The sequence below is a fragment of the Listeria floridensis FSL S10-1187 genome (assembly GCF_000525875.1).
GTDB classification, from domain to species: Bacteria; Bacillota; Bacilli; order Lactobacillales; family Listeriaceae; genus Listeria; species Listeria floridensis.
Window position 1 is genome coordinate 65,230 of record NZ_AODF01000024.1, and the last position, 16,426, is coordinate 81,655.

Genomic DNA, 16,426 nt, shown 5'->3' on the forward strand with positions numbered 1-16,426 from the left:
TTAATTTTCTTCACTGTCAAACGCGAATCTGCTTACAATCGCGGCAATGATTCCTCCAACAATTGGAGCAATAATGAAGAGCCACAACTGCGAAAGTGCTTCTCCGCCAGCAAATAGTGCGGGACCGATACTTCTAGCTGGGTTAACGGAAGTACCAGTTAGCGGAATGCCAAGCAAGTGAATTAAAACTAGTGTTAAACCAATTACTAAACCGGCAAACGATGCGTTCCCTTTCTTTCCGGTAACGATCAAAATCACTAATACAAAAACGAAAGTAAGAATGACTTCTACTAAGAATGCGCCTGAAACACTTAAACTTCCAAAACCGTTTTGTCCAAGGTTTTTAGTCGTCAAGTCGGCAGAAAGAAGGAAAGTACGCAATGTTAACGTTGCGACAATGGCACCTAGAATTTGAGCTACTATGTAAATCGCTAAATCTTTTACGGATAAACGTTTATTGATAAACATTGCTATTGAAACGGCTGGGTTAATGTGACAGCCGGAAATAGTCCCAATACTGTAGGCCATCGCAACGATTGATAAACCGAATGCTAATGCAATTCCTGGTGTGCCGATACCTTCGATACCTCCGCCGAGGACGGCTGTCCCTGTGCCAAATAATACTAAAACGAAAGTCCCAATAAATTCTGCAATCGCCTTTTTCATCTCTATTTCACCTCCTTCAAAAATAAATCAACATCTTAAAAAATAACATATTTTACCAAAAAAAGATATGGATAAGTTATGTCGTTTTTTTTGTGAAGCGGTGAATTTGAGTAGATATTTTTTTTGTTAAAAGAATGGCAGAGTTTAACGTTGCAATGGTCTAGTTTAATTTGCGAATTAATGTCAAACACGACAGCCTTAGCATAGCTAAGGCTGTCGTTCATGTAAATGAAAATAAAAGTATCTAGCTCAATCGAATTTCCAATATTTGTATTTTAGTCATTTTATTGCGACTTCGATAAAAACAGCTCAATATCATGGTCGAGATCTTCGATATATTTTGGTTCATCAAGTGTTTCCCAAATTCGTTTCGCTTTTGCGATGTATTCCTCTCCACCGGGCATTTCCAAGCGGTGCAGTAAAATTCCTTTTTTTCCAATTGCATTAGCCCATTGTAAAAAGAATTTTTTTTCTTTTGCAAGCTCAATGGTCGCATCAATCGAGGCATAGGCCTTTTCAAATTGATGATTGAGCATCAGGACTTGTAAATAATTAATCCTAAGTGCAATGTATAGTCGATCTGCATTTTTAAAGGTCTTATAATTATCTAGCTTATCAAGCAGAAGTTCGACAATAAACTGGGCAGTATCAATCGGGAATGTAAAAAAGATATTGGACAAGATTTGAATATCTGCCCAGTACCAATTGTCTAATTGTTCGAGATTATCCCAGATATGGCTGACATAAGAAGCTGCTTTTTCCAAATCATTTGTTTGATTTAATACAATCAAGGCTTTCAAGAAAGCTAAGCGATTGGCGATCTCAAGGTCATCGTGATTTTCTAAGTAGCGTTCATATCTAGGAACAAGTTTTTCGATTTCCTTGGAATCTACACTGACGGAAGTGAGTTTTCTAAAATCGTAAGTTAATTGTTCATTATCCATTAAGTTGTAGTTATTTCGAATAAAATTAAACTCTTCAAAATCAATGTTAAGGGTGTGAAGGATTGACTGCAAATTAATAAAGCTTGTATTGATTGCATCATTTTCAATTCGTTTAATGGTTGACAGGGAAACAGTATCCGAGGCTAAATCTTCGCGGGTTAAATTTTTGCCTATTCTAATTTCTTTAATTGTTTCACCAATTGTTTTCATATTTGTTCCTCCAAAGGGTCAGATTTGACCTATTTTAGCTATAGTCTTAGTAATCTTATTATTATTAGTATAACAAGAAAATAATAAATGAGGGGCGGTTATTTTATGTTATTTATTGTCAGTGCCATTAAAACGGTATCGTTGTTGTCAAACTGGTGGATAGGCTAAGCTTGATGCAAAAAACCACAGCTTCATGAAAATCAGCTGATGATCACTATTTGCAAGGTACGATTTTTATAGAGACTGTTTCTCTAAAATCTAAGTATATGATTGCGCACAAATAGCACATCTTAGTCAGCTGAAATGACTTCTCAGATGAGAAAATTGGAGCACACTAAAATTCAACCTCTCTGGATAACCCCTTATTCTTGTTTCAGTAAAAAGTTCAGATTTGACCTCTTTTATGAGTGTAGAAGGCAAAAGTTCTATAATAGATTTATATTCAGGTTGTTTTGACCACAAATTACAGCGAGAGTTATAGCATAGAAGGAGGTTAAAATGATTTCAAAGATAAAAAGAGCGATTGCTCGAATGAATAGTAGTAAGAATGCTGAACAGGGCATGGATGATGAGATTCAAGCCTTGAGGCTGAAGATGAAGCGATTATGTCAGGAAATTGACGAAAGTTTCAATCGGAGGTTATGCGATTCTTGCGACCGAGATGAAATGACAAAACCGTGATAGTGTTTACGGAAAGGTTAGAATACTAAAGGAAAACCGATTTTCAGTTCTATTCTGAATGATGAACTGGAAATCGGTTTTTCTTTGACGAAAATAATAGAAGCAACCTTATGCTAAATCAGCCGAACAATGTAACGCCCAAGGATTCCGCCGTTCATCACTTTATTTAATGCTTCAGGAAGGTCATCAAGCGGTATTTCAGTTGTAATCGCATCGAGTGAATCTAGTTTGAGATCTGTTGCAAGATGATGCCAGACTTCTTGGCGGTGTGGATATGGACAATAGACAGAATCAATGCCAAGCAAGTTGACACCACGAAGGATGAAAGGAAAAACGCTTGTCTCAAGTTGTCCGCCTGCCGACATGCCACATGTAGTAACGCTTCCGCCGTATTTGGTTGTGCTTAGCAAGTAACTGAGCGGTTTTCCGCCGACGCAATCGATTGCATGGGCAAATCGTTCGCGGTCAAGCGCTCGAATTTTTTCAGGCTGAAAATCTTCGCGATCTACAATTTCTGCTGCCCCAAGTTGCTTGAGAAAATCTTCGCGCCCTTCTTTTCCGCTTGATGCAATAACGGAGAAACCAAGTTTGGCTAAAATAGCTGTTGCGATACTACCTACGCCGCCGGTTGCTCCGCTAACGGCAATAGCTCCATCTTTCGGATCGGCACCATGATCTTGCAAAGCAAGAACGCTCATGCCAGCAGTAAATCCGGCTGTACCATAAAGCATAGCTTCACGCAACGTCAAACCAGCAGGAAGTGGAACAACCCAATCACTTGGAACTCGAATATATTCGCTGTATCCGCCAAAATGACTGACACCAAGTTCATAGCTGGTCACAATAACAGGATCGCCTTCTTTAAATTTAGGATTTTCCGAGGCTGTTACTATTCCGGCTGCATCAATTCCAGGAATAAATGGATAATTTTTAACGATGTTTCCATTCGGAAGGCTTGCAAGACCATCTTTATAGTTTATGCTTGAATAATGGACACGGATGGTTACTTCGCCGTTTGGCAGGTCATCGAGATGCAACTCGCGAATAGTTAATTCGGTTTGTGCAGGTGTTTTTTGATCAACGAATAAAGCACGAAATGTAGTCATAAATGTAAAATCCTCCTTTTAGTATCACTTACTTCCAATGTAGCGCTTTCATAGAAAATTTTCAAGTAGGAGCTGGTTCTGAGTTGGTATTCAGCGATATTTCCATGTATAATGAAAACGAATTGTGCGAGAAGGAAGGGAATTTTATGACGAAGGCACTTTTGATCATTAATCCGTCTTCTGGAAAAGAAAAAGCAGAAGGTTATGCAGCTAAGGCGAAAAAGACACTTTTGAAGCGTTTTGATCGAGTGGAAGAAAAACATACAGAAAAAGGCGGTGACGCGACCGAATTTGCTTCTGATGCAGCGTTGGAGGGCTTTGATGCGGTCATTGCGATGGGCGGCGATGGAACATTGAATGAAGTTATCAATGGACTTGCAAGGCATGAAACGCGCCCTGCTTTCGGCTTTATTCCGCTTGGAACGGTGAATGATTTGGCGCGTTCAACTGGGATACCGCTTAAGCCGAAAAAGGCGATTGATATGCTTGAAACGGCTGTTTTAAAACCGATGGATGTTGGAAAAATCGGGGATCAGTATTTTATGAATGTACTCGCTGTCGGAATGATTGCTCAGGCGGTCGATCAGGTCAGTGTTGAAAAGAAAACGAAATTCGGTCCGGTAGCGTATTTTGTCGAGGGACTCAAAGCCTTTAATCGACATGAACTTCTGGATTTCAAGCTTGTTTATGATGAAGGCAAGTTTGAAGGGGAAGCTGCACTGGTTGTGGCTGGTCTTACCAATTCGGTTGGAGGAATGGAAAACTGGGCGCCGGAAGCTGAAATTGATGATGGTTTACTTCACGTTTTCGTACTGACAAAGCTAGGATTATTTGATGCGGCTAATATGTTGCCGCAGCTTGTGCGCGGGACATTAAAAAACAGTGATGGTGTGTTGTATTATAAAACGCAACACCTTGAAATTGATGTGTCCGGTGAAGATATTTCTGTCAACGTAGATGGGGATAAGGGACCGACAATGCCTGTAAATATTGATGTGTTTCCTAGTCATTTGAACTTATTTGTTCCGCATAAGAAAAAAAACTAAAAATGGGTTTTTTAAATTGAAATAATACGTGATTCTTTTTGAGAAATCTGGTAAAATAAAATGAACATAACGAGGCGAAGCTGGATTGGGAAACGGCTTTGAAGCTAGGTTAAGAGCACAAGCAGCATTGGCTTTCAAAACGCCAAACTTAAGATGCGGCTTCTGAATTTTACAACGAAAGTCGAATCTATTTGTAAGGGTAAGCAAAGAGACGATTTAGGCTTGTGGAATATTTTTTTAAAGTAAAAATGAAAAGCTGAAAAATGGGGGAGAAAGTTGTCTAATGGCGGCTATCTTCCTTTTTTTGCGGGGTGCTCGGCTGATTTTGAAGGAGAGAAATTTGTGGCAGCAACTCGATCGGAAAGAAATCAATGGAAAAATAAAAGAAAACGGCGGCGTGCTTATTTTTTGTGGTTTGTTGTGCTCGTAATCGGTTTTGCGGGTGTTTCGTTAGTTGCTTGGAAATATTATAATCGGTTAGTGTTTCAAAAAGAAGCGGATAATTTAGCTAATGGTCCTGAGTTGATTCGGCAAGTGAAGGCGAATCAGTTTACGGATAAAGCGATTGATGAGTATTTACGAAAAACAGGGTTTGTCGGTTCGGTTTATATTGAAGATCAAGGGGATTTTGTGCTTGAAAAAAGCTACGGGGATGCGGATTTTGAAACAGGTCGAGTGAATGATTTAACAAGTAGCTTTTATATTGCTTCTGCGCAAAAAGCGATTGTCGGAACGGCACTTTTGCAACTGGTAGATCGAGGTTTGATTCGCTTGAATGATCCGATTGATAAGTATATTTCTGGATTCCCAAATGGTAAGAAGATTACAATTAATAATTTCCTTGGGCACACGACGGGGCTTAAGCCCCGTCGTGAAGGGAAAAAGCCAATTACACCGGAAGGCATTCTTTGGATGATGAAGGAAGCAGGGATAAAATCGGCACCGGGCAAGTGGAATTATGCGGATGATAATTATACGGTCATCGGCTATTTGGTTCAGATGATTTCTGGAATGCCGCTGTATGATTATATGGAACGAAATATCTTTATTCCAGCCGGTATGACGGGAGCAGGTTTTTATCCGACTTTTGACGCGAATCGAACGAAAACCAATAGTTATTTGCGGACGAAAAACGGGATGGTATCTGTGCCGCTGAAGCAGGATTTTTCACAGCTATTTGGTGCAGGGGATATGTATATGACCGCGAAGGATTTGATGAAGTTTGATGAAGCACTGCTCTCCGGGAAGCTCGTTTCGGAAACAAGTTTAAAACGGATGTTTCGGAAGGGGCCGGGGAAATACGGGGTCGGCTTTTACGATTTGAACAGCTATTATATTTCAAGGGGAGTGCTTGGCGGCTATGAAGCGAGCAATGCTTTTACAAAAGATCATAAAAAAACAATCATTCTTTTGTCCAATGCTCGGACGAAAGCGAAGTCGCATTACCAGTATACGAAGGATATTCTTGACATCATGAATAAAAATTAGCTTAGAATAGTTGAACCGTGTTATAATAGTTTCGAACTTGAAATACAGGAGGAAACGATAATTGGAGATAAAGGTTCAAAACAAGATTCAGGACTCTCAAATTGTTTTCACGAGCGATTTTGGCGAGTGTATTGCGACTTGGGCCGATGACGAAGATCCGGATCCCGGGCGAAAGTATACAGTGGAAGTTACGATTCCGAACAAAATTACGTTTGAAGATTTATTTGAAAGCGATGAAAAACATTGTTTGCTCGAATCAGAAGAAGATTTAGTTCATATTGTCGGAAAACTAGAGGATTATGAGGAAGACGGTTTTGCGGTTCTTCGACTTGAAGAAAGCATTATCTGCTTTGATTCCGTGTTTGATGAACAAATTGAGCAACTACACGGCAAATTCATTGATTTATTTGTTCCAAAAATAGAGTTAACAAGTGTTGGTATATAAAAACCAGCAGCTGAATGTGGCAGTGCCACGAGTTTCAGCTGCTGGTTCTTTTTTTTGTTCACCAAAAAGATACGTGATAAAGCGTCCAAACTTTGTTTCACTTATATTTCGCAAGCACTTGTAACATTTTATCCAAATCGACTTTGTCCTTTGGAAAAATCATCAGGCGCTGACGTCCTGTTTCGATTACGAGAATGCCGTCTTCGGAAAGGTTGATTCGCTCAATTCTGCTGTAAGGAACGAAAACGAGATTGTAAAATAAGCCGGTTTCTTTAAACACTGCACTCGGCCGGCGGAAAAATGCAATGTAAACGAAAAATAACACCAGTATCCCGAGCAAAATGGTTGTAAGCACTGGGCCGTTTCGTGAAATATTAAGGAAAAGGAGCAAGGCAAGCATCCCGACGAAGATATAGCCGTCAAAGCGACCGCGCGTACGCACTGGAACTTTTAACTTCGTCGCTCCTTTCCAAAATGAAAGCACAAGGCCGTCATAAATTGTAAAAAGCAGTACGCCAATTGTAAATATTAAAAGAAAAATATTGGTACCATTCCATTCCATTACCATTCACTCGCATTCTATCGCAATTTGCCGAACGAAGCGGCACGTTTACATTGTAGCATATTCAAAGATTTTGATGAAAGAAATACAATTAGTAAAAATTATTTTGTTTGAAGAAGCGGCATCAGTTTCACTTTGCTATCAGAAGCGACTTTGCGAATTTCGAGTTCAATACCGCGCTTATCGAGTTCGAAAAAAGCAGCTTCATCTTGTTCATCTACCGAAACAGCATTTGTGATTTGGCGTTTCCCGACGCGAAACGCCATTCCGCCGATGTTCACTGTGCGAATGGCGACGCCGGCTTCAACGAGCGTTAGCACATCCATCGGGTTTGTAAACAGCAGCATAACACGCGTCGTCATGTAAAGTGGATTTTGATAAACACGAATGGCTTTTGCGACATCGACAACATTGACGCGAACACCAGGTGGCGCAGCTTGTATAAGTAAAGTTTTACGCAAGTCGTCCTTCGCAACTGCATCGCTTACGACGATAATCCTTTCCGCTTTCGTTTCCTTGGTCCAAACCGTTGCCACCTGACCATGAATCAAGCGATCATCTATCCGAGCGAGACGAATATCCATAATAAAATTCTCCCTTGTCATTTTTTCGGGTAAAACCGCAGTGAGTTCCAAATTCCCTCTGCGTCAGATACTATAAGCATACCATGAATTTGTTATTCCTACTAAAAACAACCCTGAAAATTTTCAGGGTTGTTTCGCCATGGGGATGGTTTGCAAAATATCATGAATATAGAAAAGTTCATCTTCTGTTAAAGAAAGGCTAAGCCGTTTTTTGACGGCGTCATTTGCTTTATGCAGCATCTCAAGTAAATCTGGATCAAGTTTTGAACGGTCATCGCGGTAAATCAAGCCATCATTTACAACCATGCGTTCAAGGGCACAACCGACATGAATCATTAGGTTAATTTTATAGGCATTGTCAAAAATATGACCGATGTTTTCTTCCAGCACACTTGAAAAGGTATTGATGATGTCTAGGGCTTTTTTCGGATTTAGATAGGTCAAAAATTCATTTAAGCTGTCTTCAACGACTTCTTTTGCGATTCGGCCAGTTTCGCTTTTCTTCACATAAATATTGCGGCTTTGAACGAGGCTAACAAGCTGTTCTTCCCCGTCGCTTCCAAAGAGCCGTTCAAGCGGAATAAACGGAATGGATAAATTTGGATTCTCAATCCCTACCGCCATCAAAATATCATAGTCATCCATTAAATTCTGCATCTTGGTACGCACATCGTGAACTCCGATCGGAATCACACGAATTGGATCGGTTGTGAGTGTTTCAAGAATATTTTCGATGAAAATCTGAAGCTTCTCAGCGGTTCCTTCACCGGTTGCACAAATGGTGACGATCGCATGTGGTTTGGCGCTGCTTTCAAGCAGTTCGCTATCCGAAGCATAGCCGCCGTAACCACGGAAATCTTTCAGCGAATCATAGATGCCCGCTAAATTCATATCGAGAATATTCGATTTGCGCACAGCTTCAATTACCGTTGCGGTTGAAACCATATCAATTGAGCGCACTTCAATGCCAGTTCTTTCGGTGATGACTTGTGCGAACCCGGTTAGCGAACCCATATCAACGAGTAGCAAAACGCCACGCCCGGTATCGAGTTCTTTCGTCCGCTCGGTCAGTTTATCAAGCGTGATTTTCGGACTTTCGTCAAGCGGCATATCGACGCCTTCCACAAGGCCTTCGCCAAGCAGTTTTTTTGCAACATTTGCCATGCTGGTTGCCGTATTATTGCCATGTGCAGCCACGAGGACGGCGACGCGGGCATTTTCTTGTTCCTTAAGCAGTGAACTGATCAAAAGGGTTAAATACATGACTTCCATGTTTGGTACACGAATGTGGAATACAGCTTCAATTTCGTCCTTAATTTCACAGGAAATTTCATAGGCTTCCGGCTTATCTTTGACGACATTTTCGATATTGGTATATTTCAGCGGTTTGTTGCTTTCCACGCGTTTAATAAATGACGTCAAATGGAGCGAGAAGGCTAGGACAAAACGCTCGTTTAATTTCTTGCCAAGGTGCCGCTCCACTCGGCCTTGGATTTCTTCGGCGAAACTTAAGATGTCTTCGTTCACGATTTTAAGAATGTTTTCTCGTGTTTGGATGGTGTTCTTGAATTTATTATAGAAACTATTGAGATGGACATCAATATCCATCGTAATAAACTTCTTAATATCCTCGTTTTCGACGCCTTGATCCATCAAAATGGACGCTTTATCTTCGATAATTTTATAAAGATTGAAATTGGGTTCATATTCATCACTCGTGATAAAGCTACGGCTTTGTTCCGGAAAAATAGTTGTATACGGGTCAAGGTACTCGGAAATTTCTTGGAGTTCCTTGCGCCGCCCACTGAAATGGAAGAAACCATCTTTAATGTTGATTGGAAGCGTTTTAAAGTCAATCACAATTTCATCATTTTGATTGAAACTGTTTAGAAAGCCTTGTGCGCAGACAAGCTGGATATTCGATTTCAACTGACCGATATTACCGGATGCGGTGTTGCCAATTAAAGCTTTCGCTGCTTCGTCCTCAATCCGAATCGGTTTGTTCACTCGGTGAGCTTCATTCGACAGCAGATGAGTTAATAATTCAACGCGTTCACGTGCTGTCCTTTCTTCAAGCGACGGCAACGAAATAGTGATTGGAATGCGGCGTACAAAAGTTTTAAGCAGGGAAGACTCCGGGTCTTCGGTGGTTGCACCGACAATGAGCACGTTCGATTTGCGCTTGCGCTCCGATTCTCCCAGTTTATTATAGGTTCCTGAATCCATCAGATAAAAAATCATTTCTTGACCTTCAGGTGGCAAACGATGAATTTCATCGAGGAACAATATGCCGCCGTCTGCTTTTTCAACGAGTCCCTCTTTTTCCGTATCGGCTCCTGTAAAAGCACCGCGTAAGTGACCGAAAATGTGTGACATCAATAGTTGCGGATTGTTGTAATAATCGGCGCAGTTGAATACGATAAACGGTGCATCTTCTTTTAGGCGGTCGGTATAGCGCGAGAAACGGTACATCAGGTTGGCGAACAAAGTTTTTCCGACGCCGGTTTGACCGAGAATCAAGGTGTGAAGTCCGTTCGGCGGATAAAGCATCGCGGCTTTCGCTTGTTCTACAGGTGTTTTAAGACTTTCGGAAGCCCCAATTAAATCTTCGAACGGACTTTTTTGATTGGTTTTCGCAGGGAAAATTTCAAGCAGTGTATCAGTTGAAGTGAAGCACAGTTCGTCTTCTGATAGTGGACGTTCAATCGCTTTTTCCAGACAATCGCGATCATAATAAAGAACAGGGCGGCTGCTAATTTTAACGATCATTCCGCGGCGATTGAGTTCATTTAATTCCATGCTGACATTGTTACGCAAAATGTCTAGTTCTTCGGCAATTTCTGAGGCTGTGAATCCTTTTCCTTCCATGATGAAGTCGTTTAGCGTTTCAGGAGAGGAATTCTCTTTGATATAGTGGAAAATTTTATCAATTCGTTTCATTCACACATCACCTCTTGGGAATATTTGTAAAATAGTGTATTGAAAATCATTGATACACTATAAAATTTCTGTATTCATTTTAGCACTGATGCAGGAAAAGTCAATGGAAATCTCATTTTTGCTTTACAAATAGTTCAATAAATGTAAGAATAGTACTATATATTTAAATCCAAGTTACTTATGTCTTTTGAGTGAGTAATCACTCATTTTTGAAAAAAGATTTGTGAAATGCTATACAAAAAAGTTCAAACCTGAGCAAGGACAAGGTGAATCAGAAAGGATGAAGAAGATGGCGATTCATGCGGGACTCGACGTAGGATCAACGACAGCGAAAGCAGTTGCTTTAAATGAAAATGGCGAAATTCTATTTCAAACATATCGACGCCACTATTCAGACATTAAGAAAGTAACACTTGAAATCATGCAGGATTTAAAAGAAAAATGCCAAGAAGATGAGATTACATTCCAAATTACTGGTTCTTCGGGATTAGCAATTTCAAAATTTTTGGGTGTATCTTTTGTGCAAGAAGTGATTGCTTGTACAGAAGCGGTGGAACAAGTCATTCCAGAAACAGATGTTGTGATTGAGCTTGGCGGAGAAGATGCAAAAATTATTTACTTTTCGGGCGGTATTGAACAGCGAATGAACAATGCTTGTGCGGGAGGAACGGGAGCGTTTATCGACCAAATCGCAACGCTACTCCAAACAGATCCGACAGGGCTGAATGAGCTAGCCAAGTCTGCAACGACGATTTATCCGATCGCATCACGTTGCGGGGTTTTTGCTAAGACAGATGTGCAGCCGCTATTAAATGAAGGGGCGCGCAAAGAAGACATTGCTGCGTCGATTCTTCAAAGTGTCGTTACACAAACGATCAGCGGACTTGCATGCGGACGTCCGATTCGCGGAAAAGTGGCCTTTCTCGGTGGACCGCTTACGTTCCTAGATCAGCTGCGTTTCCGCTTTACTGAAACGCTTAAAATGAAAGAAGAAGATATTATTGCACCGCTAAATGCGGAATACTTCATCGCTCTTGGAACCGCCTTTTCTGGAATGAAGGAAGAGCCGCTTTGTATCGACACTCTTATCGGAAAATTATCCAATATGGATTTGACATCGGTGAAGAAAGATACAGTGACGCTTCCAGCGCTGTTTACTTCTGAGGAACAGCTGATTGAATTCCGAGCAAGACATAATCAAATGAAGGCACCGCGCGGCGATCTTTCGAGTTACAGTGGGGATGCGTATCTCGGAATAGATGCAGGATCAACTACTACGAAGTTAATTTTGATGGGACAAAATAACGAAATTTTATATACGTACTACGGCAGCAACAACGGCAGCCCGCTTCAATCGGTCATTGATGAAACGAGTAAACTTTATGAAATTTTGCCGGAAAAAGTGCGAATCGCGCAGTCAGGGATTACCGGATACGGCGAATCGTTAATTAAAGCTGCTTTGAAAATTGATGTTGGTGAAATTGAAACAGTGGCGCATTACCGTGCAGCCCGTGAATTTTTGCCGGATGTTGATTTCATTCTTGATATCGGCGGACAAGACATGAAATGCATGAAAATCAAAAATAGCGCACTGGACAGCTTGATGCTGAACGAAGCGTGTTCCGCGGGTTGCGGATCGTTTCTTGAAACCTTTGCGAAAACACTTAAACTTCCAATCGAAGAATTTGCTGAGCGGGCGCTTCATGCAGAAGCGCCGGTTGACCTTGGTTCGCGCTGCACCGTTTTCATGAACTCCAAAGTGAAACAAGTTCAAAAAGAAGGCGTGGAGCTGGAGGACCTTTCGGCCGGTCTTGCCTATTCCGTTGTGAAAAATGCACTGCAGAAAGTCATTAAACTTCGCAGTCCGAAAGATATCGGCGAAAAAGTCATCGTCCAGGGCGGAACTTTTTATAACGAAGCCGTTCTTCGGGCGTTTGAACTGCTTACAGGGCGCGAAGTTGTTCGTCCAGATATTGCCGGTATGATGGGAGCTTACGGGGCGGCGTTGATTGCACGTGAACATTATGAAACAGGCGAAGTAACGGAGATGCTTGTCCTCGAAAAACTGCGTGAGTTCAGTGCCGAAACCTCACAGTCACGCTGTAACCTTTGCAGTAACACGTGCCAGCTTACGATTACGCGGTTTGGTGATGACAGGACATTTGTTAGTGGAAATCGCTGTGAGCGCGGCGAGCGTGTCGAAACCGCCAAGAATCTGCTGCCGAATTTATATGCCTACAAGTTGAAGCGGACATTTGACTACAAAGCGCATAAAAAATCCGAAGCCGTTCGAGGAACCATTGGGATTCCACGTGCGCTGAACGTTTATGAAAACTATCCATTGTGGTTTACGATTTTCCATGAACTCGGCTACCGAGTTGTGCTTTCGTCGAAGTCGTCGAAAAACCTCTATGAAAAGGGGATTGAAACGATTGCTTCGGAAGCTGTCTGCTATCCAGCGAAGCTGACACACGGCCACATAATGGATCTTGTGAAGAAAAAAGTAGACGCTGTTTTTTATCCGTCGGTCGTTTACGAGAAACCAGAATTTGGCGAAGCAACCAACAACTTCAATTGCCCGGTTGTAGCCGGCTATCCAGAAGTTATTCGCGTCAATGTCGATGCGCTTGAAGAAAAAAATATTCCGATGTTTAGCCCATTCGTGGCGCTTGATAATGAAAAATCCTTTATCGAAACGATGAAGCAAACATTTCCAGATATCCCAGCCGATGAGATGGAGCGGGCTGTTAAGAGCGGCCTAGCGGAAGCAGAAAACTGCCGCCGTGATATTCAGCAAGAAGGCGAAGCGGCGCTACACTATATGGCGAAGAACAAAGTGAAGGGAATTGTCCTTGCGGGGCACCCGTATCACATTGATCCAGAAGTGAATCACGGGATTCCTGAACTGATCACAATGAACGGTATGGCGGTACTTACAGAAGATTCAATTTCGCATCTCGGTGATATTGAGCATAAATTGCGCGTTGAGAATCAGTGGAAATATCATGCGCGACTTTATCGTGCTGCAAGTTTTGCTGCGAAGCAGGAAAACTTGGAATTTGTCCAGTTGACTTCATTTGGATGCGGACTTGATGCCATTACATCAGATATGTGTCAAGAAATTATTGAAGGACATAATAAGGTTTATACGCTGCTTAAGATTGATGAAATTAACAACTTGGGTGCGGCGCGGATACGGATTCGGTCGCTGAAGGCAGCAATTGACGAAAGGGATCGGAGCGGTGTGAAGCCTACTGCGATGGCTGCTCCGGCTGAACGTCCGCTGTTTACCAAGGAAATGCGGAAAGATTATACGATTTTAGCGCCTCAGCTTGCGCCGACTCATTTTGCCTTGCTTGAAGCAGCGGGCAGAGTTTCCGGATACAATTTGGAGGTGCTTCCGGCTGTAACACCACGTGCGGTGGATGAAGGGTTGCGTTATGTGAACAATGATGCGTGCTATCCGGCGATTCTTACAATCGGGCAGATGATGGATGCGTTGAAACATGGTGATTATAATCTTGAAAAAACGGCGGTCTTGATGACGCAAACGGGCGGCGGATGCCGTGCAACGAATTATATTTCAATGCTGAAAAAAGCGCTACATGAAGCGGATATGGATGATATTCCGGTAATTTCGTTGAATGCAAATGGGCTTGAAAAACAGCCGGGCTTTAAGATGACACCTAAAGTACTGACGCGCTTCATGGCGGGGATTGCGCTTGGCGATGCGCTTGATCGGATGCTTTACCGGACGCGGCCTTATGAAGTAGAGGCGGGAAGTGCGAACCAATTGTTTAACGAGTATTTGGACAAAGGTCGCAGGCTCATGGAAGATTATTCTTTCAGCCAATACAAACGGTTTGCTAAAGAAATGGTTGCGGCTTTTGACGCGCTTCCAATCACGGATGAAGTGAAGCCCCGTGTCGGCGTCGTTGGTGAGATTCTCGTGAAGTTCCATCCTGGCGCAAATAATAATATTGTGGATGTGATTGAAGCGGAAGGCGGAGAAGCGGTTGTACCTGATTTGACAGATTTCCTTCTTTATTGCTGTTACGATGATCATTTTGCGGCGAATACATTTGGACGGTCAAAAGTAAAATCGTTTGCGAAACAAAGTATTGCGATTCCGCTGATTAATCAGTATCGCAAGCCGGTTTCAGATGCACTTCGGGCAAGTGAACGGTTTGATGCACCGGAAAGTATTGAAGTCATTGCTGAGAAGGCAAGTCAGCTGCTTTCACTTGGCAATAAGATGGGTGAAGGCTGGTTCTTAACGGGTGAAATGTTTGAACTGCTCGATCATGACGTGCCCAATATTGCCTGCTTGCAGCCGTTTGCGTGTTTGCCGAATCATATTACCGGACGCGGCATGATCAAGGGACTTAAGAAGATGTATCCACACGCGAATATCATGTCGATTGATTATGATGCCGGATCTAGTTCTGTGAATCAGCTAAACCGAATTAAGCTCATGCTTTCAATCGGCAAGAAGCAACTTCTGGCTGATCAGCCAAACTCCGGTTTTACAGATGAAGAAACGCGTTTCAATCCTGGGGCGGTGCTGCGCGATAAGGCGCGGAAAGTTCGGGAAAGTGCGCCGGTCGAGAAAATCGGTGAGACAGTGAAGCGGGCGCGTGAAAATGTACCGGAAGCATTGTCGGATGCGGTGCGGACGGCGACGCTTGCGGCTCAGGAAGCGAAGTCGGGTTCTTGCTGTAGCGGCGGGGAAGATTGCCATTGCGGGAAGTATTAATAAAACTGAAAAACGCGGGACCTTAGGGTTCCGTGTTTTTTTGTCACACAGAATAGGATTAAAGTGCTCAACTGCACGGTAATAAGTTTGTATTCTGATATCTAGAATGAGTGGAAAACAAAACTAACAAGAAAGAAGGGAAAATAATGAACAACAACAAGATCATACAACGGAAATGGGCGCTAGTCATAGCGATTATTTTAACCTTTACAACGCTTATAAATATTGCCACAAGAAGGACATCGGCACTTTCGTAAGAAGCCACGGGATTGGCAATTTCCTACAATATCGGCTTATGGGTTTTCCCAGCGGTATTTTAGCGTTTAAAAAGAAAAAAATGATGCCATTCAAAAATCCAAGCTTGGTCGCGTGTCGGCTAGCTTGGATTTTTTTCGTTTTTTTGGAAAAAATGGAGCCGAATATCAATACATACCTAGCATTCAGTCTGCCAAGTTCCCATCCTGAAGGTCTGCACAGTAAATTGGGAAGCTTCACCCCACGGATGATAACCAGTTCCAATAAGTCTAAACGCATATTTTTCATAGTAGCCCGCCAAATCTGTGCAAAGGTAAAGATGAGCATAACCGCGCTCCCGCGCGTCTCGTTTCGCCCGCTCGATCAAAAGTTCGCCATAACCGTTTCCGCGTGCATCTTTTTCGATGTAAAGCGCACAAAGCCACGGCCATAAGTCCATCCGGCTGATGAAGTCATTCGTGATCAAACCCGCACAGCCAAGGACTTCTGAGCCGTCAACTAGTAAATACCACTCTGGAAGCGGCGCATCAGAATTCAAACTGCTTAAAATACTATCACGATAAACGGCTTTGCTTTCTTCGGTCGCCCATTGTTTTTGAAAATAAGAAATAGCTGTTTCAGCCAGTTCTGGCGTTTCACGTACCGATTTAATCGTTAACATTTTTTATCCTCCCCTTTCTTTATTGTATCAAAAGCCATTTCCTATTGACGTTATATAGAAGTTTATCTATATTATATATAAA

General features: G+C 42.2%; 12 protein-coding genes. 5 read left to right on the plus strand and 7 right to left on the minus strand.

Annotated elements, in window-relative coordinates:
• Both MFLO_RS09580 and MFLO_RS09585 read right to left on the minus strand, forming a co-directional pair.
• The gene (locus tag MFLO_RS09580) at window positions 1-666 is read right to left on the minus strand and encodes an MIP family channel protein (RefSeq protein WP_036097734.1); all 666 of its coding nucleotides are present in this window, start codon (window positions 664-666) and stop codon (window positions 1-3) included.
• A 284-nt stretch (window positions 667-950) separates the two neighbouring features.
• Complete coding sequence (locus MFLO_RS09585; RefSeq protein ID WP_036097735.1) at window positions 951-1,820, minus strand: helix-turn-helix domain-containing protein; 870 nt, start codon at window positions 1,818-1,820, stop codon at window positions 951-953.
• Between the two features lie 498 nt (window positions 1,821-2,318).
• On the opposite strand from MFLO_RS09585, the gene MFLO_RS09590 reads away from it, so the two are divergent.
• Window positions 2,319-2,501, plus strand: a complete 183-nt coding sequence (locus tag MFLO_RS09590) for a hypothetical protein (protein WP_036097736.1) — start codon at window positions 2,319-2,321, stop codon at window positions 2,499-2,501.
• Window positions 2,502-2,614: 113 nt separating this feature from the next.
• Here the strand turns inward: MFLO_RS09590 and MFLO_RS09595 are convergent, their stop codons facing one another.
• Complete coding sequence (locus MFLO_RS09595) at window positions 2,615-3,607, minus strand: oxidoreductase (RefSeq protein ID WP_036097737.1); 993 nt, start codon at window positions 3,605-3,607, stop codon at window positions 2,615-2,617.
• Window positions 3,608-3,753: 146 nt separating this feature from the next.
• Between MFLO_RS09595 and MFLO_RS09600 the strand changes: the two genes are divergently transcribed.
• From MFLO_RS09600 to MFLO_RS09610, 3 genes are all read left to right on the plus strand, one after another.
• Window positions 3,754-4,653, plus strand: coding sequence for a diacylglycerol/lipid kinase family protein (locus MFLO_RS09600; RefSeq protein ID WP_036097751.1), 900 nt, complete (start codon window positions 3,754-3,756; stop codon window positions 4,651-4,653).
• Window positions 4,654-4,995: 342 nt separating this feature from the next.
• Window positions 4,996-6,141: a serine hydrolase domain-containing protein gene (locus MFLO_RS09605; RefSeq protein ID WP_162148154.1), complete on the plus strand. Its 1,146-nt coding sequence runs from the start codon at window positions 4,996-4,998 to the stop codon at window positions 6,139-6,141.
• 61 nt (window positions 6,142-6,202) lie between these two features.
• Window positions 6,203-6,586, plus strand: a complete 384-nt coding sequence (locus tag MFLO_RS09610) for a hypothetical protein (RefSeq protein WP_036097738.1) — start codon at window positions 6,203-6,205, stop codon at window positions 6,584-6,586.
• A 97-nt stretch (window positions 6,587-6,683) separates the two neighbouring features.
• Here MFLO_RS09610 and MFLO_RS09615 read toward each other — a convergent pair whose 3' ends face one another.
• The 3 genes from MFLO_RS09615 to MFLO_RS09625 form a co-directional block, all read right to left on the minus strand.
• The gene (locus MFLO_RS09615; protein ID WP_036097753.1) at window positions 6,684-7,148 is read right to left on the minus strand and encodes a DUF986 family protein; all 465 of its coding nucleotides are present in this window, start codon (window positions 7,146-7,148) and stop codon (window positions 6,684-6,686) included.
• Window positions 7,149-7,249: 101 nt separating this feature from the next.
• The gene (locus MFLO_RS09620) at window positions 7,250-7,732 is read right to left on the minus strand and encodes a mannose/fructose/sorbose PTS transporter subunit IIB (protein WP_036097739.1); all 483 of its coding nucleotides are present in this window, start codon (window positions 7,730-7,732) and stop codon (window positions 7,250-7,252) included.
• 123 nt (window positions 7,733-7,855) lie between these two features.
• Window positions 7,856-10,672 carry a sigma-54-dependent transcriptional regulator gene (locus MFLO_RS09625; protein WP_036097741.1) on the minus strand — a complete coding sequence of 939 codons (2,817 nt, stop codon included), beginning with the start codon at window positions 10,670-10,672 and terminating at the stop codon, window positions 7,856-7,858.
• Between the two features lie 289 nt (window positions 10,673-10,961).
• Between MFLO_RS09625 and MFLO_RS09630 the strand changes: the two genes are divergently transcribed.
• Window positions 10,962-15,428 (plus strand): 2-hydroxyacyl-CoA dehydratase, encoded by a 4,467-nt coding sequence (locus MFLO_RS09630; RefSeq protein ID WP_036097742.1) that lies wholly within the window; start codon window positions 10,962-10,964, stop codon window positions 15,426-15,428.
• A 433-nt stretch (window positions 15,429-15,861) separates the two neighbouring features.
• Here the strand turns inward: MFLO_RS09630 and MFLO_RS09635 are convergent, their stop codons facing one another.
• Window positions 15,862-16,344 (minus strand): GNAT family N-acetyltransferase, encoded by a 483-nt coding sequence (locus MFLO_RS09635; RefSeq protein ID WP_036097743.1) that lies wholly within the window; start codon window positions 16,342-16,344, stop codon window positions 15,862-15,864.
• Window positions 16,345-16,426: the final 82 nt, after the last annotated feature.

Bases quoted from the DNA above. Each gene is read 5' to 3' on its own strand.
- MFLO_RS09580 (WP_036097734.1), bottom strand. From the start codon at position 666: ATGAAAAAGGCGATTGCAGAATTTATTGGGACTTTCGTTTTAGTATTA.
- MFLO_RS09585 (WP_036097735.1), bottom strand. From the start codon at position 1,820: ATGAAAACAATTGGTGAAACAATTAAAGAAATTAGAATAGGCAAAAAT.
- MFLO_RS09590 (WP_036097736.1), top strand. From the start codon at position 2,319: ATGATTTCAAAGATAAAAAGAGCGATTGCTCGAATGAATAGTAGTAAG.
- MFLO_RS09595 (WP_036097737.1), bottom strand. From the start codon at position 3,607: ATGACTACATTTCGTGCTTTATTCGTTGATCAAAAAACACCTGCACAA.
- MFLO_RS09600 (WP_036097751.1), top strand. From the start codon at position 3,754: ATGACGAAGGCACTTTTGATCATTAATCCGTCTTCTGGAAAAGAAAAA.
- MFLO_RS09615 (WP_036097753.1), bottom strand. From the start codon at position 7,148: ATGGAATGGAATGGTACCAATATTTTTCTTTTAATATTTACAATTGGC.
- MFLO_RS09620 (WP_036097739.1), bottom strand. From the start codon at position 7,732: ATGGATATTCGTCTCGCTCGGATAGATGATCGCTTGATTCATGGTCAG.
- MFLO_RS09625 (WP_036097741.1), bottom strand. From the start codon at position 10,672: ATGAAACGAATTGATAAAATTTTCCACTATATCAAAGAGAATTCCTCT.
- MFLO_RS09630 (WP_036097742.1), top strand. From the start codon at position 10,962: ATGGCGATTCATGCGGGACTCGACGTAGGATCAACGACAGCGAAAGCA.
- MFLO_RS09635 (WP_036097743.1), bottom strand. From the start codon at position 16,344: ATGTTAACGATTAAATCGGTACGTGAAACGCCAGAACTGGCTGAAACA.